Source organism: Leifsonia psychrotolerans (genome assembly GCF_013410665.1).
GTDB classification, from domain to species: Bacteria; Actinomycetota; Actinomycetes; order Actinomycetales; family Microbacteriaceae; genus Cryobacterium; species Cryobacterium psychrotolerans_A.
The window spans coordinates 1,602,910-1,626,782 of sequence record NZ_JACCFM010000001.1 but is presented as its reverse complement, the minus strand read 5'-3'; the positions used below and the strand labels follow the sequence as shown (position 1 = coordinate 1,626,782).

The following is a 23,873-nucleotide window of genomic DNA, read 5'->3' as shown; positions in this document are numbered from 1 at the left end:
GAGAGAGTGGGTACGTTGGGCGATCAGACGGCCGCGTGGGCTGTGCTCGATGAGGTGTGTGTGGCCTCGGGCAGTGCTGCGCTCCTGGCGCTGCGAGATCCGCCGCGGCTCTTCAGAATGAACACGGTCAGGGCCGGCACCAGGTAGGCCAGCCATACCGTGAGTTCCAGCCAGGTCGTCGCGGGCGAGAAGTTGAAGGTTCCCTTGAGCAGAGTGCCGTACCAGCTGTCGGGCGGGATCGCAGCACTCACATCGAACGCTAAAGCGTGCAGGCCGGGCAGAATGCCGGCTTCCTGCAGGTCGTGCACGCCATACGAGAGCACGCCGGCCGCAACAACGAGAAGAATGGCGCCGGTCCAGGTGAAGAATTTCGACAGGTTGATGCGCAGCATCCCCGAGTAGATCAGCCAGCCGAGTGCGATCGCGGTGAGGATGCCGAGCCCTGCACCGATCAACGGCAGAGTGGTCTCACCGGTCGCCTTGACCGCGGCCCAGATGAACAGCGCGGTCTCGATGCCCTCGCGGCCGACCGCGAGGAAGGCCACCAGCACCAATCCGATGCCGCCGCCGACGAGATGGCGGTCGATGTTTCCCTGCAGGTGACCCTTCAGATCGCGCGCGGTGCGCAGCATCCAGAACACCATCCAGGTGACCAAGCCGGTGGCGACGATCGAGAGCACGCCACCGATGGTCTCCTGCGCTTCAAAGGAGAGACCATAGGTCCCAAAGGTGAGCAGTGCGCCGATGCCCAGCGCCAGAAGCACCGCGAGGCCCACACCGATCCAGATACGCGGAAGTACGTCTTTCCGGTTGATCTTGACGATGTAGGCGATGAGGATCGTGACCACGAGTGCGGCTTCGAGGCCTTCGCGCAGTCCGATGAGATAGTTAGCGAGCACGGTGCTTCCTGGGGATAGCGGGTGAGGGATGGTAAGGCTAACCTTACATTTCTACTGTAACTGGTCGGAACCGAGGCTGTAAAGCCGACTGCGGAACGGACATCGTATCTGCGGGGCCGTCCAGAGAATCTCGCGGCTAAGCTTCAGGCGTGATGGTGATGTCAGGCAATCGTGAACGCGTGGTCTTCGTCGTCGGCCGGCCCGGCGACGAGTCCCTCATCACGGGCGGAACGATCGCCCGGTTGCGTTCGGATGGTGCCCTGGTGTCGGTGCTTTTTGGCGCGGTGGGCGACCAACCGGATTCCTCGACCCGCACGGCATTGGCCGAGCTCGACGTCACCGAGTGGGCCGTGGTGCCCGCGGCATCCGGGGGCTCGATCGACGACGACGACCGTGAGCTCGACGCGTTTCTCGCGACGCTGCTTCGTCGGATCGAGCCGACGGCCGTCGTGATCGGAACCGACGACGATCGGCTGCGCTCGGCTCTGACGCATGCGGCGATGGATGCCGGAACTCCGGTCTTCGTCAGCCGGCGGGTCTCGTCGAGTGCGAGCCAGCGGCTCACCGCTATTGACGTGACCGCTCAGGTCGACCAGAAGCTGCGTGCCATCGCCGCCTATCCTGGACGCTGGTCCGTTGTCGACCACACGGCGCATGAACCAGACGGCGCCGTACTGGCGATCACCGGAAGTGAGGCCTACGCCCAGACGTCGGTGGGAAACCGCGCGGGACGGGCGGATGCCGAGCCCGATGTGACTCCCGTCGGCCGTGCGGCCGCGGCCGTGCTCGCGCTGATCGTCGGTGCCGTCTTCGGGATGCTGGGAACCGTCGCGCATCAGACCACGGTGTCGGTATTCGGGTGGGCGTTCCCGATCGGCCTGATTCTGGCGATTCTTGCGACGGGTGCCCTGCTGGTCGGTCTGCGCCTGGTGTTGCACGATCGCCTCGCGGTTCTCGGAGCTGCCCTCGGAATGCTCGGCACAATATTTCTGCTCTCACTGAAAAGCGTCGGAGGGTCGGTGCTCATCCCCGCGGGAACGCTGGGCTTGGTCTGGACTGTCGTCCCAGCCCTCGTCGCCGCACTCGTCTTGGCCTGGCCGCAACTTCCGCCGCGCCGTTGAGAGTCCGTCACGAGGCATAGACTGGAAGTCCAGCTCGTGAAGGGAACCGAAACACCGTGACGTATGTCATTGCTCTTCCTTGCGTCGATGTCAAAGACCGTGCCTGCATCGATGAATGCCCGGTCGATTGCATCTACGAGGGTGAACGTTCGCTCTACATCCACCCCGATGAATGCGTTGACTGTGGCGCCTGCGAGCCGGTCTGCCCGGTCGAGGCCATCTACTACGAAGACGACCTTCCCGAGAAGTGGGCTGACTATTACAAAGCCAACGTCGAGTTCTTCGACGACATCGGTTCTCCGGGCGGCGCGGCGAAGGTCGGAGTCATCCCGAAGGACCACCCGGTGATCGCGGTTCTCCCGCCTCAGGTTCAGCACTAACCCGCGCCCGTGCTGAAGCAGCTTCCCGACTATCCGTGGGATCAGATGGTTCCCTATGCCGAACGTGCGCGTGCGCATCGTGGCGGAATCGTCGACCTGTCGATTGGGTCACCCGTCGACGTCACGCCCGCGTTGATCAGGAACGCTCTGGCCGAGGCGACGGATGCGCACGCCTACCCGCAGACCGTCGGCACCCCCGAGTTGCAGCGTGCCATCGTCGACTGGTACGCGCGTCGCCGCGGCGTGCCCGGGCTCACCGAGAAGAACGTGCTGCCCACGATCGGCTCCAAAGAGTTCGTCGCCCTGCTGCCCTTCATGCTCGGAATCGGTGAGGGTGACACGATCGTGCATCCCCGAGCCGCCTACCCGACCTACGCCATCGGTGCCGCCATGGCCGGCGCCACGGCGCTGGCGTCCGACGACCCGGCCGAGTGGCCCGAGTCGACCAAGCTGATCTGGTTGAACAGCCCCGGAAACCCGGATGGCCGGGTGCTCTCCATCGCCGAACTCAGGGCGGCAGTCGCGCGGGCACGCGAGCTCGACGCGGTGATCGTGAGCGACGAGTGTTACGCCGAATTGGGCTGGGACGGCCCCTGGGCGACAGACCCTATCCCGAGCATTCTCGACCCGCGCGTGACCGACGGTCGTCGACACAATATCTTGGCCATCTATTCGTTGAGCAAGCAGTCGAACCTGGCCGGCTACCGGGCAGCGTTCGCCGCAGGCTGCAGCGGTGTGCTGGCACGGGTGCTCACGGTGCGCAAGCACGCCGGGCTCATGCTTCCCTCCCCGTTGCAGGCCGCGATGGTCGTTGCCCTCGGTGACGACGAGCATGTTGCCGTTCAGAAGGAGCGCTATCGGGCGCGGCGCACCGTGTTGCTTCCGGCCCTGCGTGACGCGGGCTTCCGTGTCGATCACAGCGAAGCCGGCCTCTATCTCTGGGCGACCGCGGGGATCGACGCCTGGGAGAGCATCGGGGCGCTGGCCGACCGCGGAATTCTTGCCGGACCCGGCCCGTTCTATGGGGACTTCTACCCGCAGCATGTGCGCTTTTCACTCACGGCGACGGATGAGCGGATCGCGGCAGCAGCAGAGCGACTTCGCGCCTAATCGGGTTCTGACGAGTTCGACCCACGCAGGCGGGATGTGGACTTCGTCTAACGATAAGCGACAGGTCTTGGCAGATGCCACAGTAGGCTGCCGGGCGGCCTAGGCTGTAAGTGGTTTGACGTGCCACGCACTATGAGTGTTTGCTGCGTACGCCCAGAACTTACCGGTTGCCGCATCTCGGCATTATTTCTCAGGGAGACCCCGTGGGCGAGTCCGCACAGACACCATCCAGCGAAGCGCAGAAGGCGACGCTGACCTATCCGGGCGGCACGGCCGAATTTCCGATCCTGCGCAGTGTCGACGGCGCGTCAAGCCTCGACATCTCAACGCTCACACGCCAGACCGGACTCACGACACTCGACTACGGGTTCGTGAACACCGCTGCCACGCGCTCGGCGATCACCTATATCGACGGTGAGCAGGGCATTCTGCGCTATCGTGGCTACCCGATCGAGCAGATCGCCCAGAACTCGACCTACCTCGAGACCGCGTGGCTGCTCATCTACGGTGAGCTTCCGACCGAAAGTGAACTCGCGGACTTCGACCACCGCATCCGTCACCACACGCTGCTCCACGAAGACCTCAAGCACTTCTTCAGCGCACTGCCGCACAACGCGCACCCCATGTCGGTGCTGTCGGCGGGAATGTCGGCGCTATCGACCTACTACCAGGACTCGCTGAGCCCGAAGAACCCCGAGCACGTCGAGATCGCCACGGTACGGCTGCTCGCGAAACTGCCGGTGATGGCCGCATATGCGCACAAAAAGAGCATCGGCCAGGCATTCCTCTACCCCGACAACTCGCTGAGCTTTGTCGACAACTTCCTCAAGCTGAACTTCGGCACGCTGGCCGAGCCGTATGTGGTGAACCCGGCCGTGAGCCGTGCACTCGAACGCCTGCTCATGCTGCACGAAGACCACGAGCAGAACGCGTCGACGTCGACGGTGCGCCTGGTCGGTTCGACCGAGGCGAATCTGTTCGCCTCCATTTCTGCCGGCATCAACGCCCTGTCTGGCCCGCTGCACGGTGGCGCCAACGAAGCCGTGCTCACGATGCTCGCCGACATTCAGGCCTCGGGCGAGGGCGTCGCGAAGTATGTCGAGCGTGTCAAGAACAAGGAAGCCGGCGTCAAGCTGATGGGCTTCGGGCACCGCGTCTACAAGAACTACGACCCGCGCGCCAAGCTCGTCAAAGAGAGCGCCCACGAGGTGCTCGCCGCCCTCGGCGTGCAGGACGACCTGCTCGACATCGCGATGGAGCTCGAGCACTACGCGCTCAACGACGACTACTTCAAGGAACGCAAGCTCTACCCCAACGTCGACTTCTACACGGGCGTCATCTACAAGGCCATGGGTTTCCCGACACGGATGTTCACGGTGCTGTTCGCGATCGGGCGTCTGCCCGGCTGGATCGGCCACTGGCGCGAGATGAACACCGACCCGGCCACGAAGATCGGGCGCCCGCAGCAGCTCTACGTGGGCTCTCCGGCGCGCGACTACCCGCAGCGCTGACCTTCGGTCGGTTCGGTCGCCAACTTCCGTTGGTCGAGCTTGTCGAGACCCTGGTGCCTCGGCCCGCAACTTCCGTTGCGTCGGTCGCCAACTTCCGTTGGTCGAGCTTGTCGAGACCCTTGTGCCTCGGCTCGCAACTTCCGTTGGTCGAGCTTGTCGAGACCGTGGTGCCTCGGCTCGCAACTTCCGTTGGTCGAGCTTGTCGAGACCCTGGTGATTTGGTGGGTGAGAGCGGGGCGATCGCACTCAGGTCTCGACGGGCTCGACCAACGGCCTGTTCTAGAGGGGCGATCGTGTCAGGTCTTGACGGGCTCGATCAGCGCGTCGGCGTCAGCGTCAGCGTGTTCGCCGCCGCCCGCTTCACTTTGTCGAGGCTGAACAGCCACGGCAGCGTCTGGTGGTGCTGCCAGAGCGGTGTCTGGTCGGTGTAGTTCGGGTGGAACGCATGCCCGGATGCCCCGGTCAGGTTCACCCAGGTCGACCCGTCGAGGTCGGCGAGGCTGACCACCTGCCGCATCGACGGCACCCAGTCCACCGTGTACCCGACAGTCGAGTCCCACCCGACGGCATTGACCACCGACGATCCACCGCCCACCGGGTAGGGGCCACGGTTGAACAGCCACTCGATCGGGGCAATCCCCGATTCGCCGAAACTCGCGTTCGTCAGTTCAAGGGTGTGGATCTCGCCCCAGGTCCACCGTGACGGGTTCGACCCCATCAGGGTTGCGCCCTCGGCGGCGGATTTCGCGAGCACGCGCGTCAGCATGGTGTCGCGACTGATCGTGCCGAGCCGCGTGCTCGTCCACCGCGGTGAGTCGGGCTGGGCAAGCAGGTCGGCCACGACGGCGAAGGAACGATCCCCGCCGGTCAGGGCGGTGCCATCCGGAAGCACACCGTCGAAGAGATCGGCCAGCAGGTTCTTCCAGATGATGCTGAAGTACGCGGCCGGGGCACTCTCGGCGTCGAGGGTGTAGTCCCAGCCTTTCAGAAGGGCCACGGCATCCTTCGCGCTGGCTGGCACCTTCGCCTCGAGGAGTATCGGCACGAGCGTTGCGGCAGCAGCACTGTAGTTGTCGGCTTGAATGGCACTCATATCGTCGACCGTGATGGGGGCCGATGCGCCGATGAGAGCCTGCAGACGGTTCGTGATCTGCTCGGCCCGGTAGCCCAGGTCCCAGTCCTTCGTGATCAGGTACGGGTAGTCGGGGCCGACCGCCGCGTTGTTCGCCGTGACGATGTATCCGTCCTTCGGATTGAAGACGCTCGGCAGCTTCGCAAACGGAATGAAGCCCGTCCAGCCGTACTCGCCGCTCCACCCCGGCACCGGAAGCGTGCCGTCGCCCTGTGCCCGAATCGGTATCAGCCCGGGCGCCTGATAGCCGATATTGCCCTCGACGTCGGCATAGAGCAGGTTCTGAGAAGGCACATCGAACAGTGCGGCCGCAGCGCGGAAGCCGGCCCAATCAGTCGCCATATTCAGGGCGAAAATCGCCGATGCCGTTCGCCCCGGGGTCAGCGCTGTCCATTGCAGGGATAACTCGGTTGTGGTGGTCTCGACCGGGGCATCGGCACTCTCAGTGGCGCTCGGATCGGGCAGCCCGAGCCCCGCAGCATCGGGGTAGTCGGCGGCGATACCCGGGAAGTAGGTGCCGGTCAGGCCGCTGACGATCGGCCCGTGCTCGGTCGAGCGAATCTGAATCTTCACGTCGTCGCTGCCGGCCACGGTGATCTTCTCGCCGCGCACCGCGAGCGGTTTCTGCGCGCCGTCGTACTCATAGTTGTCGCCGGTGACGCGCTCGAGGTAGAGATCGGCTACATCCGGGCCCAGGTTGGTGAAACCCCAGGCGATGCGGGCATTATGGCCGATGATGATCCCGGGCAGGCCGGAGAAGCTGTAGCCGGCCACGTCGAACGGGCACTCGGCGTTCACCGTGGAACAGCGCAGTCCGACCTGGTACCAGACCGAGGGCATGACGGCGCCGAGGTGGGGGTCGTTGGCCAGAATCGGCAAGCCTGTGTCGGTGTATTGCCCGGCGACGACCCAGGAGTTCGAGCCGATCTCCCCGCCCGCTGGTCCGAGTAGCTCGGGCACCGCGGCCAGCGTGGCCCGCAGGTTGGCGAGGGGTCGGGCGACTGAGTGCTCGGCGAGCGCCAGCTGCGCAGTGGTGGTGGGGGAGTGCGAGGCCGGGGCCGACGCCCCCGCTGCGGTCGGCGCATCCGCTGCGGGCTGTTTCTCACCGGAGGTGCCGCCCACAATCGTCGGGTGGGTGTCGAACGGATAAGCGGGGTGAAGTGCCGCGATCTCTTCCGGAGTCTGGTTTGCTGACAGCAGGGCCCGGTCGATCTCATCGTCGAGGTTGGAGCGCAGGTCCCAGGCCATCGCCTTCAGCCAGGCGATCGAGTCGGCCGGCGTCCACTTCTCGGGAGCGTAATCCGGGTTCTGGAGGGCAAGAGTCACGTACTCGAGCGAGAGGTCTGCGCCGGAGTGCGTAGCGAGGTAGGCGTTCACGCCGTCGGCATACGCCTGGTAATAGCCGAGTGTGACCGGGTCGAGCAGGGCCACCTCTTGCTCGGCGACGGCGCGCCAGCCGAGCGTACGAATGAAGGTATCGGTGCCCACCTGGCTTTCGCCAAAGAGTTCAGAGAGGCGGCCGGCCGTGACATGCCGGCGAAAGTCCATCTCCCAGAACCGGTCTTGGGCGTGAACGTAGCCCTCGGCGCGGAACAGGTCCTGCGCGGTGGAGGCCACGATCTGTGGAATCCCGGTCTCGTCGCGATACACGCTGACCGGTTTCTCGAACCCGGCCAGCGCGAGCGTGCCCGACAGCGTCGGAAACGATCGCGTCACCGTCCACACGCCGAGTCCGACAGCAACGAGTACAACGCTCATCACTATTCCGAGCACCGTCAGGAGGGCACGGAAGCGCCGGGGTCGCCGGCTTCGCGGTGCGTCGGTTCCCATTGCACTCCCTTGTGAATGTTGGTTCTAGGAGACTACAGAAGTTTCGGGAGCGAATGCCGCAGTGTGGGCGGAGCGGATGCCGCCGATTAGGCGTGCAGGGCGTTGTTCAGCACGATGCCGCCGCCGCTGCGCGGCAGGGCCTCGACCGCGCCCGTGACGGAATTGCGGCGAAACAGCAGGTTCGACACCCCAGACAACTCCACGGCTTTGATCTGCTGCAGAGCACCGTCCGCGGTACGCGGCTCATTCGGCAGGACGACCTTGGTGCCGGCCGTGACGTAGAGCCCGGCCTCGACCACGCTATCGTCGCCGATGGAGATCCCAACACCCGAGTTGGCTCCGAGAAGGGCGCGCTCACCGATGGTGACGCGTTGCGTGCCGCCACCCGACAGTGTGCCCATAATCGACGCACCGCCGCCGATGTCGGCACCGTCGCCCACCACGACCCCCTGCGAAATGCGGCCCTCAACCATCGACGCCCCCAGCGTGCCCGCGTTGAAGTTGACAAACCCCTCATGCATGACCGTGGTGCCGGGTGCCAGGTGTGCGCCGAGTCGCACGCGTGAGGCATCCGCGATACGGACGCGGTCGGGGGTGACGTAGTTCAGAAGCGGCGGGAACTTGTCGATGCTCATTGCTTGGATTCCGTGGCGGAGAAGCGCGGGACGCAGGCGGTCGAAGTCGGCCGGAAGCATGGGGCCGGCGTTGGTCCAGACCACGGTGGGCAGGTACCCGAAGATGCCGTCGAGGTTGATACCGTTCGGGGCGATGAGAAGGTGCGACAACAGATGCAGTCGCAGGTAGGCATCCGAGGTGCTGCGCGGTGGCTCGGTCACGTCGATTTCGACGGTGATCGCTTCGAGACGCACGGCACGGCGAAGATCCTCGCCGGAATTCTCTTCGAGGGAGGCAGGCACGATCCAACGGTCACGGCCGGCCGGCAGCTCACCGAGAGCAGGGGCGGGGAACCAGGTGTCGAGCACCGTTCCGTCGTCGGTGATCGTGGCCAGGCCATACCCCCAGGCGTGTGTGGAAAGGGCGGACTCGGAGGAAGAAGCGGTGGCCATAGCTCTAGATTAGTAGCGTGCCTCAGACCTCTTCGCCGCAAGAACACACAGCCTCCTCGACCGCCGGACTTGACCTGACCCGTTCGTCGGTCGAGATCACCCGCATGCTGTGCGATATTCCGTCGGTATCGGGCCACGAGACCACACTGGCTGACCTGATCGAACAGGCGCTGACCGACTGCGCTCATCTGGAGATCACGAGGGACGGCGACACGATCGCCGCCCGGACCCGGCTGGGGCGTGCGCAGCGCGTCATCATCGCGGGGCACATCGACACCGTTCCGGTGAATCACAACCTGCCGACGCGTTTCGAGACCGAGAACGACGTCGACTACCTCTGGGGCAGGGGCACCGTCGACATGAAGGCGGGCGTCGCCGTGCAACTCAAGCTCGCTCGGGAGCTCACCGACCCCGTCGTCGATCTGACCTGGATGTGGTACGACCACGAAGAAGTCGACTCCTCTCTCAATGGTCTCGGCCGGCTCGCCCGTAACCGACCCGACCTGTTCACAGGCGACTTCGCCATTCTTGGCGAGCCGAGCAACAGCCAGGTTGAAGGCGGCTGCAACGGCAACATCCGGGCTGAGATTCGCGCGTTCGGGCGGCGCGCGCACTCGGCACGCGCCTGGATGGGGGAGAACGCCATCCACAAGGTTGCGCCGATTCTCGCCACGCTGGCCGCTTACGTGCCCCGAGACGTCGAGGTCGAGGGCCTGGTCTACCGCGAGGGTTTGAACGCCGTCGGAATCTCGGGCGGCGTCGCCGGTAATGTCATTCCCGATGAGGCGATGGTGCATGTCAACTATCGGTTCGCGCCCAGTCGCACGGCCGCCGAGGCCATTGCCCACCTCCATGACGTCTTCCCGGGTTACGAGATCACTGTGGTCGATGAGTCCGAGGGCGCACGTCCGGGGCTCGACGCCCCACTGGCCCTCGAATTTCTATCGGCGGTCGGCGCCGAAGCACGGCCGAAATACGGTTGGACCGACGTCGCCCGATTCTCGGCGCTCGGAATCCCCGCGGTGAACTATGGGCCGGGCGATCCGTCGAAGGCGCATGCCGACGACGAACGCGTCGCCGTGGCACAGATTGAGGAATGCGAACGCGCGCTCCGGTCGTGGCTCACCGCGACGAAGCGTTGAGGTCGACCGCGGTGTTGACGGATGCCGCCGCCGGCGCGCATCGCCCCCGGAGCGCCGGTTCCCGGTTCCCGGTGCGCTGGCGTGCACGCTACCGGCTCACCCCGTGGTGGGCCCGGGTGCTGGCGATCTGGGCGCTGTCACGCGTCGTCACAACGACCCTGGTGCTTATTCTGGCCAGCGTGCAAGGACCGAACCCGTGGACCGGCGCCAAGCCCGGCTACGTCGCCTTCGCCAACATGTGGGACGCGCTCTGGTACAACATCGTTGCCGTCGGCGGATACCCGTCAGAACTCCCGGTCACCGACGCGGGACACGTGGGGGAAAACGCCTGGGCTTTCATGCCCGGATATCCCACCGTGGTTCGGTTGCTCATGCTGATCACCGGTCTGGACTGGGGGCCGGTGGCCGTTTTCGTCTCGGTGGCCTTCAGCCTGGGCACGGCCTTGGTCTTCTACCGCTTGATGCTGCGTGTGCTGCCATCGTCAAACGCGATGTTCTCAGTTGTCTTGTTCTGCGTTGCACCGCTCTCGCCGCTTCTGCAATTCGGCTATGCCGAGTCGATGTATCTGTTCTTTCTCACCGTGGCATTGCTCCTGCTGCTCGAACGCCGTTATGCGCTGCTGTTTCCGGTCATTGCGGTGATGGCACTGACCCGGCCCAGCGGATTGGCTTTCGCGCTCGCGCTCGGCGTGCACGTCATCTACCGTTGGGTGACGCGACGCCGGAATCCGTTCAGCCTGCGTGACGGGGTGCTGGCGGCATCCGTTGCCGTGTTCAGCGGGCTGATGGGGCTAGCCTGGCCGCTCATCGCCTGGATCGGGACGGGGTCGATGATGGCCTATACCGACACCGAGTTGGCCTGGCGCTCGGCGTACATCGGCTATACGGAACTCGTTCCATTCAGCGCCTGGTTCCAAGGCGGGGTCTGGTGGTTGGGCACGCCGTTCGGCATCATCGCCGTCATCGCGCTCATCCTCGCGTTCGCCCTCCTGCTGTTCGCGCCGCCGGTGCGCCGGTTGGGTGTCGACCTGCGGTTCTGGTTGGCGAGCTACGGCCTATACCTGCTCGCCGTGTTCTTTCCTCAGTCGAGTACGTTCCGTCTACTCATGCCCATGTTTCCGCTACTCGGTGCAATGGCGATTCCGCGCAGTGTGATCTACCGGGTTGCGCTTATTGTGTTGGGGATCGCGGGTCAATGGGGATGGCTTTTGATCTGTTGGGGCGTCGACGGCGCCGACTGGACTCCGCCGTGATTATCAGTTACGGGCCTGAATGGTCGATAATAGAAGTCAAACACGAATGGAAGGGGAGTTCATGGCGGCCATGAAGCCACGCACTGGAGACGGTCCTATGGAGGCTGTGAAAGAGGGGCGCCTTATCATCGTGCGGGTTCCGCTCGAAGGTGGAGGTCGACTCGTCGTCTCTGTGAACGACGCTGAGGCCAAGGAGCTTCACGACGCACTCGCCGATGTCGTTGCCCTGGCAAAGTAGCCTCGCAAACAACTAAGAACGGCTGCGCAGTGACTGCGCAGCCGTTTTTTGTGCCCGTTGTTCCGGGCGAAATCTAGGCTCGCGTCTTAGTGATCTGCAACAGCCCATCGCCGACGGGAGACAGCGCGCTGACGACGGCATTCGACGACACGATCTCGGTGAGCAGGGTGCGGAAGCCGGTGGCCACATCGTCGCGCTGCGCCGGGTCGGCGACCCGTCCACGCCAGAGGGCGTGCGCAACGAGCACGGTACCGCCCGGGCGAGCCAGGCGCAGGGCATGCTCGACGTATTCGATGACCGACTGCGGGTCAGCATCGATAAAGACGATGTCGTAGGAGTTCTCGTTCATGCGTGGCAGCACCTCGGCGGCCTTGCCCGTAATCAGACGCACTCGCTTGGCCGGGATGCCGGCATCCAAGAAATTAACTCGGGCGTGCTGCTGATGATCGATCTCGGTGTCGATCGAGGTGAGGGTTGCTGCCGGGGCACCGGTCAACAACCACATGCCCGAAACGCCGGCCCCGGTGCCGACTTCCAGGATGTTCATCGCGCCGGTGGCCGCAGCCACCACGGCGGACTGTGCTCCGACGGATGGCGCAATCGCGTCGATCCCGAGCTCCAGCGATTGCGCCCTGGCGCGGGCCAGAGCATCGGTTTCGACGACCAAGTCGTCGCAAAATTTCCAGTTCAGTTCTTTATCAGACACGGCGCCGCTCCAGTAGGTGTGTGGATCAAGACTATTGGGACGAAGCCCGTGGTACGGGGAGGCCTCGCCGCGGGTTAGTCTGGTGTCATGTTTGGTTTGACGTTCGAGAAGATCCTCATCATCGGGGTCATCGCCGTCTTTCTGCTTGGACCCGACAAGCTTCCACACTACGCGGCCCAGTTGGCGCGGCTGGTGAAGCAGCTGCGCACCATGGCCAACGGTGCCAAAGATCGCATGCGCGACGAGATGGGTCCCGAGTTCGATGATCTCGACTGGAAGAAACTCGACCCGCGTCAATACGACCCGCGCCGCATCATCCGTGAAGCGCTCAGCGAGGACGATGACGTTGTGACGCCGGCTGCGACCGCCGTCATCTCACGCAGCCCCAATCCTGACGGTGCCTACCTCAAACGCAAACTGGCGAAAGAAGAGTCGTTGGCCGCGGCGGAGTTCGCTCCGTTCGACACCGAGGCTACGTAACCTGCCCTCTGCAGTCTTAGTTGAACTCGACAACGCGCAGGCTCAACCAGAGCGTCATGGTGTCGTCGGGATTGCCGAGGTCGATGCCGAACAGTTCCTCGGCTCTGCGCAACCGGTAGCGCAGAGTGTTCTGATGCACCGAGAGGCGTGAAGCGGTGACCGCAGAGTCTCGGGCGCTATCGAGGTACGTGCGCAGGGTGCCCGCATAGTCGGAACCCGTGCGAGAATCGCAGTCGAGAACTGCGGATGCGTGAGGCGAGAGTAGCCGTGGGGTGTCGCGAAACACCTGTGACAGTTCGAGAAGGGTCAATCTGCTGCGTGCTTCATGAGCACTGGCTACGCTCACCACGGTTTGGTGGTTCGCGAGCAAGAGCAACACCAAATCGGCGTCGTGCCGGGAACGGCTGATCTCGCCGACGGTGGCCACCGTCGAGCCGAGCGCTGCGCGCACCTCGAGGCGCAGGGCGCTGGCGGCCCGGGCGACGAGTCGTTCGGCCATCGACTGGATTCCCGCAACGTCAGCCGCCGCCGCGCCGGTGAACAGCGAGTAAACCGTGTTCCCAAGCACGACACACTCGGTGCCGTGTTGGTGAGCCTCGCATTGCATTGCGATGAGGTCGATCAGGCGACCCATCCGTGGTTCGTCGCCGCCCGCGGCGAACTGCGGCTGGAATCCTACGGCGATGAAACTGCCCGCCGTGTCAAGTCCCAGTTGCTCGACAATGAGCTTGGAATCCTCACCGCCCTCGAGCAGCCGGCGCAGCAACGCGCCACGTTGCTGCCGCGCCAAATCCGCAGCGTTTCTGGCCCGCAGCAGATGGAGGGCGGCGATGTCAGCTGCTCGCTCAAGCGCGCCCAGGGCATCCGCATCGATGTCACCCGTTGCGTCGACGACCCAGATGGAGCCAAGTGGCTGGGCTCCGGCTCGAATGGCGACGGCGACCCGGTCGAGGGCCGGCCTGACGCCGGAAACCCAGAGAGCTCCCGGCGCTCGAAACACCGCAGCATATTGTTCGGCGTTTTCAGGGAGGAACGGAACCTGACGGCCGAGGATCCCCACGCGTCTGTCTTCATCGATCGGTTGGTCCGGCACCGTGGAATAGGCCAGCACGCGTTCCTGCAGGTCTTCGATGGATGTCGCACCGCCGACGAGAGCCGCAATCGCATTCGCCAGCGCGAACAGGTCGCCGATCGCAAGGCCCGACAGCTCGGTGTTCGAATCGGGTGCCGAGCGCAGTGCCGAGCTGATGAGCGCATCGAGTTGTCGCCAATCGAGTTCGTCGTCGGCCACCAGCAGTGCGATGCCCTCGGCGTCGGCGAGGGCTGCGATGCTCGACAGGCTCAGTGAAAGAGATTTGATGACAATCGCACCGAAACCGTGCCGCGCGGATTCGCGTACGACCTCGAGAGTTTTGGCTTCGGTGGGGTGCAATCCGATGCCCAGAAGCACTCCGCTGCGTCGTCCGGACGAAGGCGCCCACGGGTCATAGAGCGTCGGGCTGGTACGCGGCAAAAGGATCTCGGGTCGCCCCGACGCCAAGTGGAGCCCTCCGCCGTCGAGAATTCCGAGCAACTCGCCCACGCTCAACTCCGTGCGCTCGCTGCGTTCGCTCTGCACCTCTCGAGGGGTCACCATGCCGAAAGGATACAGGTCAATTGTGTTGCACAACATTCTCAGTGACGAATCTTCGTGCTGCACGCCGACGACTGCGGGAACTGCCTCAGTCACACTGAACGAATGCTTCCCTCCATCCCCGAAAGCTCGCTGGTTACCCACGCCGCACATGCTGCAATCCGTGCTGCGAGTTCCGCTGGCGTGCGCATCGCCGATGAGCACGAAATGGATCAGCTGAGAAATATCACGGACTTGCTCATCGGCGTCTGGGGGACCTCGCAACACGGCGCGCCGATTCCGGCCGACCTTCTGCGCAGCTTCAGCCACGCCGGCTCGAACGTCACGGCTGCCTATGACGCTAGCGGCAGCGTCTGCGGTGCGGCGGTCGGCATTGTGACACCCGACGCATCCATTTACTCGCTCATCGCGGGGGTGCGTCCCGGACTCGCCGACCGAGGTGTCGGGTTTGCGCTCAAACAGCACCAGCGCGCGTGGGCGCTTGCCCGCGGCATTGAAACGATGGTGTGGACTTTTGACCCTCTGGTGAGCCGGAATGCGCGCTTCAACCTGACCAAATTGGGCGCACACTCCGAAGAATATATTGAGAATTTCTACGGCGTCATGGACGACGAGATCAACGCCAACGACGAAAGCGATCGGCTGGTGGCGGTGTGGCCGCTCAGCGGGGAACGGGCGCTCGCCGGAAGCGACGGGCGGTCTGAACCGGTCGAGATGCCGTCGTTCACCTCGGCTGAGGTGCGCGAAATCGGGCCAGACGACCGGCCAATTCTCGTTGAGGCAGACGGCGTGCTGTGGTGCCGGGTGCCGACGGACATCGTGTCGTTGCGCAGCGCGAATTCCGCGGAGGCCACAGCGTGGCGAACCGCCATCCGCTGCATCTTCACTGACGCTTTCGAGGCTGGGTACCGCGCCCTCGGAGTCACTCGAACCGGCTGGTACCGACTGAACAAGGAAGGTTGACCATGAGAATTGAGAACATTGAACTGGTCAGGATCGCCCTGCCTCTCGTCACGCCGTTCCGCACATCGTTCGGCACCGCGAACGAGCGCGTGACGACCCTGGTGCGTGTGAGCACCGCGGATGCCGAGGGTTGGGCCGAGCACGCGGCTGAGCCCGACCCGCTCTACAGCCCCGAGTTCCTCGACGGCGGCGACCTGGTCATCAGAGAACATCTCATTCCTCGTCTGCAGGCACTCGGCGACAGTTTGACGGCCGAGCACGTGGCTACGGCGTTGGCGCCCGTGAAGGGGCACCAGATGTCAAAGGCCGTACTCGAGACAGCGATCCTTGACGCGCAGCTCAAGGAGCGCGGGATCTCGTTTGGAGCGCACCTCGGTGCCGTGCACGAGAGCGTTCCTGCTGGCGTGTCGGTCGGAATCATGGATTCCCTCGACGAACTGCTCGACGCCGTCGGTCGCTATTTGGACGAGGGCTACCTGCGCATCAAACTGAAGATCGAACCCGGCTGGGACATCGAGCCGGTGCGCCTGGTGCGGGAGCGTTTCGGCCCCGACATTCTGTTGCAGGTCGACGCGAACACCGCCTATACCCTGGCTGATGCGCGTCACCTCGCTCGTCTCGACCCCTTTGACCTGCTTCTGATCGAGCAGCCGCTGCCGGAAGACGACATTCTGGGGCACGCGGGCCTGGCCCGGCTGATCTCGACACCGATCTGCCTCGATGAATCGATCGAGTCCGCCAGGGACGCAGCAGCAGCGATCGCACTCGGCGCCTGCAGCGTGATCAACGTGAAGCCAGCTCGTGTGGGCGGCTATTTCGAAGCGCGTCGTATCCACGATGTCGCAGCGGCGAACGGCGTGCCCGTCTGGTGCGGCGGAATGCTGGAGACCGGCATCGGACGGGCCGCCAACGTCGCCCTTGCCGCCCTGCCGAACTTCGTGATGCCCGGCGACACCTCGGCGTCCAGCCGGTACTACGAGCAGGATGTGACGGCACCGTTCATTCTCGACGCCGGCCGGTTGCACGTGCCGACCGGGCCGGGCATCGGCGTCGATGTTCTTCCCGACGTGCTGGCCAGTCTGACGACGTCGACCGTCGACATCCGGTTCTGAGCTCAGCAGCACTGAACTCACCAACATTGACCTCACCAACAGAATCGATCTCACCAGCGGCGTCGGCATCCCACACCGCATAACCTTCAGGAGAGCACCATGACAACGAAGAGCACCTCAGTTTCGTGGAAACTTGCAACGGCAATCGGCGTCACGGCCTCGTTGCTGTTGGCCGGCTGCTCGGCCGGCGGAGCGGGCGGTTCCACGGCGGCGGCCACGGCGAACCCTGCCGACCTTGACCCCGCGGCGGCCGCGGCTCTGCCCGCGAAATTCAAGGACGCCGGGGTCATCAAGGTGGCCTCCGACATTCCGTTCCCGCCCATGGAGATGTTTGACGCAAACCAGAACCTGACCGGATTCGACTTTGACCTGGCACAGGTTCTCGGGGGCAAGCTCGGCGTGAGGATGGAACTGCAGACGCAGGCCTTCGACAGCATCATCCCTTCGCTGCAGTCTGGCAAGCACGATGTGATCATGTCTGGCATGAACGACACCCCGGAGCGTCAGAAGACGCTGGATTTCGTGGCCTACCTGCACGCTGGATTCTCGATCTTGGTGTTGGCTGGCAACCCCGATGGGATTACGACTGTGCTCGATCTCTGCGGCAAGGATGTCACTGTACAGAAGGCAACGGTGCAGGCTGATATTCTGCACGGCTACGACGCCCAATGCACCGCAGCGGGCCCCGGCCCGATCAAAACCATGGAGCTGCCGATCGAAACCGACGTGCAAACCGCCGTGCGCTCCGGCAAGGCCGTCGCCGACGTCGTCGACTCGGTTGTCGCCGCCTACGCCTCGCAGACCGCGGGCGACGGAAAACTTTTCGACGTCGTCAAAGACCCCGAGAACCCGGCCGGTTACAACCCGGTCTACACGGGCATCGGCGTGCTGAAGAAGGACAACGCACTCGCCAAGGCACTGAACCTCGCCATGGAGTCGGCGATCGCCGACGGCTCCTATGCGCGGGTGCTCAAGAAATACGACATGGTCGACTACGGCATTCCGCAGGCCGGCATCAACCTCGGGTCGTGATGAGATGACGCCAGAGACAATCGCTTCGACGCGCAAGGACCCGCGGGCTGTGACGTCTGACGTCGACCCCGACGACATCGTCGCGGTTCCTCTCCGGCACCCGTGGCGTTGGGTTGTGGCGGCACTGCTCCTGGCAGCCTTCGTGACTCTGGGGGCGTCCCTGTGGGAGAACGAGAATATCCACCACCCGACTATCACCGAGTTCCTGTTCAACCCGCGCATCCTTTCTGGTGTGGTGCTCACGCTGGTGATCACGGTCATCTCAATGGTCGTCTCCTCGGTGCTCGGAGTAGTGCTCGCCGTGATGAGGCTCTCTACCAACCCGGTGTTGAACGTGTTGGCCTGGCTGTACGTGTGGGTTTTCCGCGGTACACCACTACTGATTCAGATCGTGTTCTGGGGCTATCTGGGTTTGCTGTACGCCCAGATTTCACTGGGGGTGCCGTTGACCGACTTCACCATCTTCTCGATCGACACCAACACGTTGATCCCAGCCTTCACTGCCGGGCTGCTTGCCCTCACCCTCAATCAAGCCGCATATTCGGCCGAGATCGTGCGCGCCGGAATGCTCTCGGTTGACCAGGGCCAGTATGAGGCGGCCTACTCGGTGGGGATGAGTCCGTCTTTCACGCTGTTCAAGGTGGTGCTGCCGCAGGCGATGCGGGTGATCATTCCGCCAATGGGCAACGAGACGATCTCAATGCTCAAGAACACCTCGCTCCTGTCGGTGATCGCCGTACTCGAGCTCTACACGGTGGCCACCCAGATCTCGTCGCAGAACCTGCGCCAGGTGGAACTGCTTGTCGTCGTGAGCTGCTGGTACCTGTTCCTCACATCGATGCTGTCGATTCCGCAGTACTACCTGGAACGGCATTTCGGTCGTGGGAATGCGCGCAGCCTGCCTCCCACGCCAATCGGGCGGGTCGCGGCATTCCTGAAGCGTGGACCGATTCGTCATATTCCCGAAAGGCTGGATGTCTCATGAGCGAACCATTGGTATCCGTCGCGGTGGCGGGAGCCGGCCCCACCGACAAGGCGCTGCTCGTGGCGCGCACAGTGCGCAAAAGCTACGGCGGTGTCGACGTGCTCAAGGGCATTACTCTCACGGTGAATGTCGGCGAGGTGATGTGTCTGCTGGGCCCCTCCGGCTCCGGAAAGTCGACGTTCCTGCGATGCATCAACCATCTGGAACGCATCGACGGCGGTCGGATCTCAGTCGATGGGGACCTGATCGGCTACGTTCAGCGACGGAACCGAATTTTCGAGATGAACCCGCGCGAGGTTGCTCGGCAGCGCCGCGGCATCGGAATGGTCTTTCAGAAGTTCAACCTTTTCCCACATATGACGGCCCTCGAGAACGTGACTGCGGCGCCGATCGGCGTCAAGAAGATGGCGAAGCAGCAGGCCGCTCAACGCGGTATGGGGCTGCTCGATCGGGTGGGATTGGCAGATCTCGCGAACTCGTATCCGGCGCAGTTGTCCGGAGGACAGCAGCAGCGCGTCGCAATTGCGCGGTCGCTGGCGATGGACCCGAAGCTGCTGCTCTTCGATGAGCCGACCAGCGCGCTCGACCCGGAGCTCGTCGGCGATGTGCTCGACGTGATGCGCGGGCTCGCCAGGGACGGTATGACGATGATCGTGGTCACCCACGAGATTGGCTTCGCGCGAGGTGCGGCCGATCAGGTCGTCTTCATGGACGCGGGAGTCGTCGTCGAGTCCGGTCCTCCGGCCGGCGTCCTCGACAATCCGCAGAATGCCAGAACGCAGGCGTTCCTTGACAGCGTGATGTAGGGCGCAAGCGAGACGAGGACGAGAGCGGGGTCTTAGCGGCGACGGATCACCTTGAGCGCTCCGACCATCAGCAGCATCGGCATGACCATCGCGCCCCACTCGGGTCCGCGACGCGGAAGCTGGAGCAGCCCGGTTGCTCTCGAGATCGTCACGGCGTCGGCAAAGCGCAGCAGGCCTTCGGGGCCGTTGCGGCGGCCGAGGCCGGACTGTTTGATGCCACCCATGGGAGCCGCGACCGAGGCGAATGAGCCGCGGTAGCCTTCGTTGACGTTGACACTGCCGGCTTCCAGCGCCGCGGCCACGCGCAACCCGCGCCGCGCGGACCCCGAGAAGACCGAGGCGTTGAGGCCGTAGCTGGTGTCATTGGCAGCCAGGATCGCCTCCTGTTCGGAATCGACGATGTAGACCGAGACGACGGGACCGAACGTCTCTTGGGCGAAGCAGTCCATCGCGGCGGTGACCCCGGTGAGGACTGTCGGTTCGAAGAAGTACGGACCGAGGTCGGGTCGGGCCCGACCGCCGGCGAGCACCGTCGCGCCTGCCGCGACGGCATTCTCGACGTGGGCCGTGACCCGGTCGAGCTGGGCCTGGCTGGTGAGAGAACCGATGTCGGTCGAGTAGTCGAAGGCCGCGCCGATCGTGAGCGCACGCGTGGCGTCAACGAACGCTCGGGTGAACTCGTCGGCGACCTTCTGGTCGACGTAGATGCGTTCGCTCGACACGCACAGCTGTCCCATCGACGAGAAGCACGCGGCGACGGCATCCGCTGCTACCTTCGCGGGATTCACGTCGTCGAGGACGAGAAGAGGGTTCTTGCCGCCGAGCTCCAGCGATGCACCGGTCAGGTTTGAGGATGCCTGGGCGGCGACGCGCTTGCCCGTCGCTGTGGAGCCGGTGAAGCAAATGTAGTCGGCGTCGTTCGTGACTGCTCCGCCGATCTCGGCGCCGTCGCCGGTGACGAGGGCCCAGAGGTGTTCGGGTACGCCGGCATCGATGAAGGCGCGGCGCAGGGCGAGGATCGACAGGGCGCCCTGGTTGTCGGCCTTCTGCACCACTCCGCAGCCGGCTGCGAGGGCGGGCACGACATCCATCGCAGCCAGGCTGAGCGGGTAGTTCCACGGAGTGATGACGCCGGCAACGCCCTTGGGACGGTACTTCACCCGGGTGGTGACCACGAGGGGGATTCCGGCACGGCGACGTCCGCCGCGCAGCACTCCGTGCGCGGCCAAGGCGTTGTAGCGGGTGACGGATGCCGCTTGAAAGACTTCTTCGAACGCCTGCCCTCGGGTCTTGCCCGTCTCGGACTGAACGAGGTCGAGCAGCAGCTCGCGTCGTTGCAAAATGAGGTCGTGGGCACGGAGCAGGATCGCGCGTCGCTTCTGGAACCCCGCCCGGGCCCACGCGAGCTGAGTCAGACGGGCGCGCGAGTACGCGTTCTGCACGTCGCCCACGCTGCTTGTGGGCAGGTCATGCAGCACCTCCCCGGTGAAGGGTGCGATGACGGGCACGGTCTGCCCGGAGGTCGAGAGAATGTCGCGATCGAGGTCGGCGATGACGGTGAGATCCAGCGGGGAGGCGGTCATGTCGGCCAGTCTAGTGATCCTTGAGGGCAAGAACTTCGACGTTTGTGGTGAGTTTCGGGCGGCCCTCCCCAGACGTGCCGGGTCGATATACGCATCGCAACCCCTGCCGTTGGTCGAGCCCACGTCGGAGGTCGACCCACCTCCGTTGATCGACCCACCTCCGTTGATCGACCCATCCCGCTGATCGACCCACCCCGCTGATCGAGGGACCCCCGTTGATCGAGCGACCCCCGTTGGTCGAGCGACCCGTTGATCGAGCTCGTCGAGATCCGGCGAGCCACCCTCGAGGGGAGTGTGGTCTCGACAAGCTCGACCGACGGTTCGCTGATCGACCCCGCACCCCTCCCGATGCTCGACCCCTTCCGTTGATCGAGCCTGTCGAGATCCCGGGAGCCGACGTCGAGACCGGGGGAACGAGGTCTCGACACTCTCGACCGACGGTTTGGCAGTCGACCCCGCACCCCTCCCGATGCTCGCACACTTCCGCTGATCGAGCCTGTCGAGATCCCGTGAGCCGACCTCGAGACCGGGGGAACGAGGTCTCGACAAGCTCGACCCACGGTTTGGCAGTCGACCCCGCACCCCTCCCGATGCTCGCACCCTTCCGCTGATCGAGCCTGTCGAGATCCCGTGAGCCACCCTCGAGACCGTGGGCGGGATCTCGACACTCTCGACCGACGGTTTGGCAGTCGACCCCGCACCCCTCCCGATGCTCGCACCCTTCCGCTGATCGAGCCTGTCGAGATCCCGGGAGCCGACCTCGAGACCGGGGGAACGAGGTCTCGACAAGCTCGACCCACGGTTCGGTGATCGAGGCGCACCCATCCGTTGATCGAGCCTGTCGAGATCCCGTAAGCCACCCTCAAGACCCGTGGGCGAGCTTTTGGCCGGCTCAAGTTCTCGATCCCTCCACAGATACAGCTTCGAGAAGTTATGCACAGATACTGAAAAAAGCTCGTAATCATGTTCGTTCTTTGGGAGAATAGAGCTATGTCAATCACCTCCCCACCCCCCGTCTCCGCACCGGAGCCGACACCCGCCCCGGGTACGTCGGCACCGACCGCGGCCATGGTGCTGGCGGTGCTCGAACAGACGCAGGCACTGTGGGCGGGGCTCGGAACGGTCAGCCCCGACCGATTCACTGACGACGACCTACTCGGTGTGCTCGGTGCGTTCGAAGGCGTGGGCCGGCTGGTCGATGCGGGACGGGTGGCTCTGGCAGCGACGGTCGAGGAACGCTCCGGCCGGTGGCTGGGCCGGGACTCCCTCGCGGCGAAGCGGGGCTGCACGAGTGGCATCGACCTGATCACCCGGGTCACCCGCATTTCCGGCCGGGAAGCGAAACGACGTAGCGCCCTCGGCCTGCGGATGCGCGACACGCAACACGTCGGAACGATCATCCCCGCACTGTTCCCCACGGTCGGTGCCGCGGTCGCTTCGGGCTTGCTGGGGGTGGATGCGGCGGAGGTGATCATGTCCGGTCTGGCCGAGATCTCCCCGCGCGTTGCCCCCGATGATCTTGCGGCTGCGGAACGCGCTCTGGTGGGAGCGGCGACGGGCACGATCACGGCCGAGAATGAGGGTGAGCCGGGCGCGGGCTTTGCGTTCTCGGCGGACTCGATGCGGGTGCAGATGTTGCAGTGGCAGGCGGCGCTGGACCCCGACGGGGTGGCGCCGAATGAGGTCGAGGGTGAGGCGACGAGCACGATCAGTTTCGGCCGCTTCAAAGACGGCATCTACCCGGTGCGGGGCGGGGTGACTCCTGATCTGTACGGAATCATGAACCTCACCTTCGACGCGTTCATCGCGGCCCGCAAAACCCCCGCGTTCCCCACCGCCGCCGAACAAGCCCGCGATGAGGCCCGCGACGACCGCGCCGAGCAGGACGACCGTGCCGAGCAGGACCCCCACGAAGGTCCCGACGGACACGACTTGAACGACGAGCGCGACCGCGAGCACGACGACCGTGACCACGAACGCGATGACCACGACCACGACCATGACGACCACGGTCAGGGTTCAGCCTCAGCTGAGGTGCCTCTTCCCGGGTCGGCCGGGCACGAGTTCGATGATGTCGACACCCGTACGGCTGGTGAGAAGCGGGCCGATATTCTGCGCGGCATGTTCACCCAGTTCGCTCAAGCCGACAGCACTCCCAGTATTGGTGGTGCACCGCCGACGGTGGTGGTGCATGTGAACGTGAACGATATTGAATCCGGGCGCGGTGTCGGCTGGATCGACGGCGTCGACGCCCCCATTTCGCTTCGTACGGTGGATCAGATGATGTGTGCCGGAGGCACCCAAACGGTTCTGTTCGGTCCGAACGGTGAGGTTCTGACGCTGACCGATCCGCAACGACTGTTCAACCGTGCCCAACGCCGGGCGATCCTCGCCCGCGACGGCGGCTGCGGCGTTCCCGGCTGCGATGCCCCCGCACAGTGGCTCGAGTTTCATCACGTGATCCCCTGGAGTAAAGGCGGCGTCACTGAGGTCGACAATGGTGTGGCGTTGTGTTGGCGACATCATCACACCATCGAAACCTCCGGCTGGGAGATCCTCATGGTCAACGGCCGACCGCAAGTCAAAGCCCCGGCCTGGATCGACCCGAGCCGCACCTGGCGCGACGCCAACCGCCACCGCACCGACACCCACCGCCGCGACTGACCCGCCGCGACTGGCTCACTCTGCGACTGACTCACGCCGGTACTGGCTCGCGTCGCGACGAACACGGCGCGACTGAACCTGTCGCGACTGAACCTGTCGCGACTGAACCTGCCGTGCCGGCACCCGCCACGGCTGACGCCCGCCACGGCTGACGCCCGCCACGGCTGACGCCCGCCACAGCGTGGGGCGCTGAAGAGTGCGCGCGCTGTTCTCCGCCAGGCGCACC

General features: G+C 64.6%; 20 protein-coding genes. 14 read left to right on the top strand and 6 right to left on the bottom strand.

The genetic code is table 11. The annotated features are described in order from the left end of the window. Positions 1 to 23: 23 nt before the first annotated feature. The gene (gene efeU, locus HNR05_RS07595) at positions 24 to 899 is read right to left on the bottom strand and encodes an iron uptake transporter permease EfeU (RefSeq protein ID WP_179578465.1); all 876 of its coding nucleotides are present in this window, start codon (positions 897 to 899) and stop codon (positions 24 to 26) included. A gap of 149 nt (positions 900 to 1,048) precedes the next feature. Between efeU and HNR05_RS17560 the strand changes: the two genes are divergently transcribed. The 4 genes from HNR05_RS17560 (at position 1,049) to HNR05_RS07575 (ending at position 5,021) form a co-directional block, all read left to right on the top strand. Then, positions 1,049 to 2,020, top strand: coding sequence for a PIG-L deacetylase family protein (locus HNR05_RS17560; protein WP_246318369.1), 972 nt, complete (start codon positions 1,049 to 1,051; stop codon positions 2,018 to 2,020). A gap of 56 nt (positions 2,021 to 2,076) precedes the next feature. Then, positions 2,077 to 2,400: a ferredoxin gene (gene fdxA / locus HNR05_RS07585; protein ID WP_179578464.1), complete on the top strand. Its 324-nt coding sequence runs from the start codon at positions 2,077 to 2,079 to the stop codon at positions 2,398 to 2,400. Between the two features lie 9 nt (positions 2,401 to 2,409). Then, positions 2,410 to 3,510 (top strand): succinyldiaminopimelate transaminase, encoded by a 1,101-nt coding sequence (dapC, locus tag HNR05_RS07580; RefSeq protein WP_343062508.1) that lies wholly within the window; start codon positions 2,410 to 2,412, stop codon positions 3,508 to 3,510. 203 nt (positions 3,511 to 3,713) lie between these two features. Then, positions 3,714 to 5,021: a citrate synthase gene (locus HNR05_RS07575; protein WP_179578463.1), complete on the top strand. Its 1,308-nt coding sequence runs from the start codon at positions 3,714 to 3,716 to the stop codon at positions 5,019 to 5,021. Positions 5,022 to 5,337: 316 nt separating this feature from the next. Here HNR05_RS07575 and HNR05_RS07570 read toward each other — a convergent pair whose 3' ends face one another. Together HNR05_RS07570 and dapD are read right to left on the bottom strand one after the other, a co-directional pair. After that, positions 5,338 to 7,983 (bottom strand): penicillin acylase family protein, encoded by a 2,646-nt coding sequence (locus tag HNR05_RS07570; protein WP_179578462.1) that lies wholly within the window; start codon positions 7,981 to 7,983, stop codon positions 5,338 to 5,340. An 86-nt stretch (positions 7,984 to 8,069) separates the two neighbouring features. Then, positions 8,070 to 9,050: a 2,3,4,5-tetrahydropyridine-2,6-dicarboxylate N-succinyltransferase gene (dapD, locus tag HNR05_RS07565; protein WP_179578461.1), complete on the bottom strand. Its 981-nt coding sequence runs from the start codon at positions 9,048 to 9,050 to the stop codon at positions 8,070 to 8,072. Positions 9,051 to 9,154: 104 nt separating this feature from the next. On the opposite strand from dapD, the gene dapE reads away from it, so the two are divergent. The 3 genes from dapE (at position 9,155) to HNR05_RS07550 (ending at position 11,683) form a co-directional block, all read left to right on the top strand. Next, on the top strand, positions 9,155 to 10,192 hold the full coding sequence (dapE, locus tag HNR05_RS07560; protein ID WP_179580673.1) for a succinyl-diaminopimelate desuccinylase: 1,038 nt from the start codon (positions 9,155 to 9,157) through the stop codon (positions 10,190 to 10,192). Continuing rightward, positions 10,147 to 11,445, top strand: coding sequence for a hypothetical protein (locus HNR05_RS07555; RefSeq protein ID WP_246318368.1), 1,299 nt, complete (start codon positions 10,147 to 10,149; stop codon positions 11,443 to 11,445). The genes dapE and HNR05_RS07555 overlap by 46 nt, the downstream gene beginning before the upstream one ends. 61 nt (positions 11,446 to 11,506) lie before the next feature. Beyond that, positions 11,507 to 11,683, top strand: coding sequence for a DUF3117 domain-containing protein (locus HNR05_RS07550; protein ID WP_179578460.1), 177 nt, complete (start codon positions 11,507 to 11,509; stop codon positions 11,681 to 11,683). 73 nt (positions 11,684 to 11,756) lie between these two features. Here the strand turns inward: HNR05_RS07550 and HNR05_RS07545 are convergent, their stop codons facing one another. Beyond that, entirely contained in the window at positions 11,757 to 12,389 is a 633-nt protein-coding gene (locus HNR05_RS07545; RefSeq protein WP_179578459.1) for a class I SAM-dependent methyltransferase, read from the bottom strand. Positions 12,390 to 12,476: 87 nt separating this feature from the next. Here HNR05_RS07545 and HNR05_RS07540 point away from each other — a divergent pair, with 87 nt between their 5' ends. Then, positions 12,477 to 12,869: a sec-independent translocase gene (locus HNR05_RS07540; RefSeq protein WP_179578458.1), complete on the top strand. Its 393-nt coding sequence runs from the start codon at positions 12,477 to 12,479 to the stop codon at positions 12,867 to 12,869. A 16-nt stretch (positions 12,870 to 12,885) separates the two neighbouring features. Here HNR05_RS07540 and HNR05_RS07535 read toward each other — a convergent pair whose 3' ends face one another. Further along, on the bottom strand, positions 12,886 to 14,505 hold the full coding sequence (locus HNR05_RS07535; protein ID WP_179578457.1) for a PucR family transcriptional regulator: 1,620 nt from the start codon (positions 14,503 to 14,505) through the stop codon (positions 12,886 to 12,888). A 102-nt stretch (positions 14,506 to 14,607) separates the two neighbouring features. Between HNR05_RS07535 and HNR05_RS07530 the strand changes: the two genes are divergently transcribed. The 5 genes from HNR05_RS07530 (at position 14,608) to HNR05_RS07510 (ending at position 19,400) form a co-directional block, all read left to right on the top strand. Continuing rightward, positions 14,608 to 15,465, top strand: a complete 858-nt coding sequence (locus tag HNR05_RS07530; RefSeq protein WP_179578456.1) for a GNAT family N-acetyltransferase — start codon at positions 14,608 to 14,610, stop codon at positions 15,463 to 15,465. Between the two features lie 2 nt (positions 15,466 to 15,467). Next, positions 15,468 to 16,577, top strand: coding sequence for an o-succinylbenzoate synthase (gene menC / locus HNR05_RS07525; RefSeq protein WP_179578455.1), 1,110 nt, complete (start codon positions 15,468 to 15,470; stop codon positions 16,575 to 16,577). A gap of 99 nt (positions 16,578 to 16,676) precedes the next feature. Beyond that, the gene (locus tag HNR05_RS07520; protein ID WP_179578454.1) at positions 16,677 to 17,609 is read left to right on the top strand and encodes an ABC transporter substrate-binding protein; all 933 of its coding nucleotides are present in this window, start codon (positions 16,677 to 16,679) and stop codon (positions 17,607 to 17,609) included. Positions 17,610 to 17,658: 49 nt separating this feature from the next. After that, the gene (locus HNR05_RS07515) at positions 17,659 to 18,594 is read left to right on the top strand and encodes an amino acid ABC transporter permease (RefSeq protein WP_343062506.1); all 936 of its coding nucleotides are present in this window, start codon (positions 17,659 to 17,661) and stop codon (positions 18,592 to 18,594) included. Beyond that, positions 18,591 to 19,400 (top strand): amino acid ABC transporter ATP-binding protein, encoded by an 810-nt coding sequence (locus tag HNR05_RS07510; RefSeq protein ID WP_179578452.1) that lies wholly within the window; start codon positions 18,591 to 18,593, stop codon positions 19,398 to 19,400. Before HNR05_RS07515 ends, HNR05_RS07510 begins: the two co-directional genes overlap by 4 nt. Positions 19,401 to 19,432: 32 nt before the next feature. Here HNR05_RS07510 and HNR05_RS07505 read toward each other — a convergent pair whose 3' ends face one another. After that, positions 19,433 to 20,983 carry a succinic semialdehyde dehydrogenase gene (locus tag HNR05_RS07505; RefSeq protein ID WP_179578451.1) on the bottom strand — a complete coding sequence of 517 codons (1,551 nt, stop codon included), beginning with the start codon at positions 20,981 to 20,983 and terminating at the stop codon, positions 19,433 to 19,435. A gap of 990 nt (positions 20,984 to 21,973) precedes the next feature. On the opposite strand from HNR05_RS07505, the gene HNR05_RS07500 reads away from it, so the two are divergent. Next, positions 21,974 to 23,647, top strand: a complete 1,674-nt coding sequence (locus HNR05_RS07500) for an HNH endonuclease signature motif containing protein (protein WP_179578450.1) — start codon at positions 21,974 to 21,976, stop codon at positions 23,645 to 23,647. The last annotated feature ends 226 nt before the right edge of the window (positions 23,648 to 23,873 follow it).